This is a genomic window from Streptomyces sp. NPDC005483 (genome assembly GCF_040606035.1).
Lineage (GTDB): Bacteria > Actinomycetota > Actinomycetes > Streptomycetales > Streptomycetaceae > Streptomyces.
This window is the reverse complement of the sequence record NZ_JBEXEA010000126.1, coordinates 1-1,364: the sequence shown is the minus strand read 5'-3', so window position 1 is coordinate 1,364 and position 1,364 is coordinate 1. Positions and strand designations below refer to the sequence as shown.

Genomic DNA, 1,364 nt, shown 5'->3' with positions numbered 1-1,364 from the left:
CTGTCCGATCGGGGCAATGCCCGGCTCTTCGTGCGGCTGTACCGTGACCAGTTCCGGCATGTGGAGGGCCTGGGCTGGTTCGCGTGGGACGGCTACCGGTGGAAGCGTGGGGGTGGGGAGAAGGCCGCACTGTGGGCCGCGGGGGAGATGGCCGAGGACATGGCCCTCACCGACCCGCGCGGTGTCTTCAGTGATCGTGACCTGGCCCACCACAAGCGGCGCACACTGTCCACCACCGGGCTGAAGGCGCTCCTGACGCAGGCCAAGGCGTCCCCGGACATTTCCGTCGACCCCGACACGCTCGACGGGGACCCGTACGCCCTGTGCACCCCCGTCGGAGTGGTGGACCTGAACAACGGGAACCTGCGCAAGCCCGATCCCACCCGTGACTTCCACTCCCGAGCCACCAGCGTCGCCCCGCAGGACATGGAGACCCCGCGGTGGCACCGGTTCCTCGCTGACACCTTTGGTGATGACGCCGAGGGCCGTGAGATGATCGACTTCCTGCATCTGCTGCTGGGCTACTCGATCACGGGGGATGTCGGCGCACAGGTGCTGCCGTTTCTGCACGGTGAGGGCAAGAACGGCAAGTCAGTCCTGCTCGACATCATGATCCAGATTCTCGGTGACTACGCGGACGCGGCTCCGCCGGGTTTCTTGATGGACCGGGGCGCCTTCTCCGAACATTCCACCGAACTCACCGAGTTGCACGGTCGCCGTTTGATCGTGTGCAGCGAGCTGAAGCCGAACGACAAGTTCGACGAGGCGCGGGTCCGGCTGCTGACGGGTGGTGACAAGATCAAGGCTCGCCGGATGCGGCAGGACTACTTCTCGTTCACGCCCACCCACCACTTGTGGCTGCTGGGCAACCACCGTCCGGAGGTCTCCACCGGTGGTTTCGCCTTCTGGCGGCGTATCCGGCTGCTGCCTTTCACCAGGACCGTCCCGGCGCACCGCCGGATCGACAACCTCGCCTTCGAGCTCGTACGGGACGAGGGCCCTGGCATTCTTCAATGGCTCATCGGGGGAGCCCAGCGCTACCTGAGCACCAGGGACCCGTTGGAGGGCCCCGACCGGGTGCGTATCGCCACGACCGCCTACGCCACCACCGAAGACCACATCGGCCGCTTCCTCACCGAATGCTGCACACGCGACGGGGAACCAGGAAAGGACCTACGCGTCGAACAGGGCCTGCTCTACGCCGAGTACAGCTCCTGGTGCAACGCGGGTGAGGGGATCAGGCCCGCGACCCCCAGGGCGTTCGCGAACCGTGTCCGCCAGGAGGTGGGTGTGACCTCGCCGACCGACATGATCAAGTCGAATGGCCGGAAATACTACCCGGGCATCGGACTGCTGGAGCACTC

At 66.1% G+C, this 1,364-nt stretch carries 1 protein-coding gene; it reads left to right on the top strand.

The window, feature by feature from the left end:
- The coding region (locus ABZT06_RS50580; protein ID WP_355756723.1) for a phage/plasmid primase, P4 family at window positions 1-1,364 on the top strand (1,364 nt) is incomplete at both ends.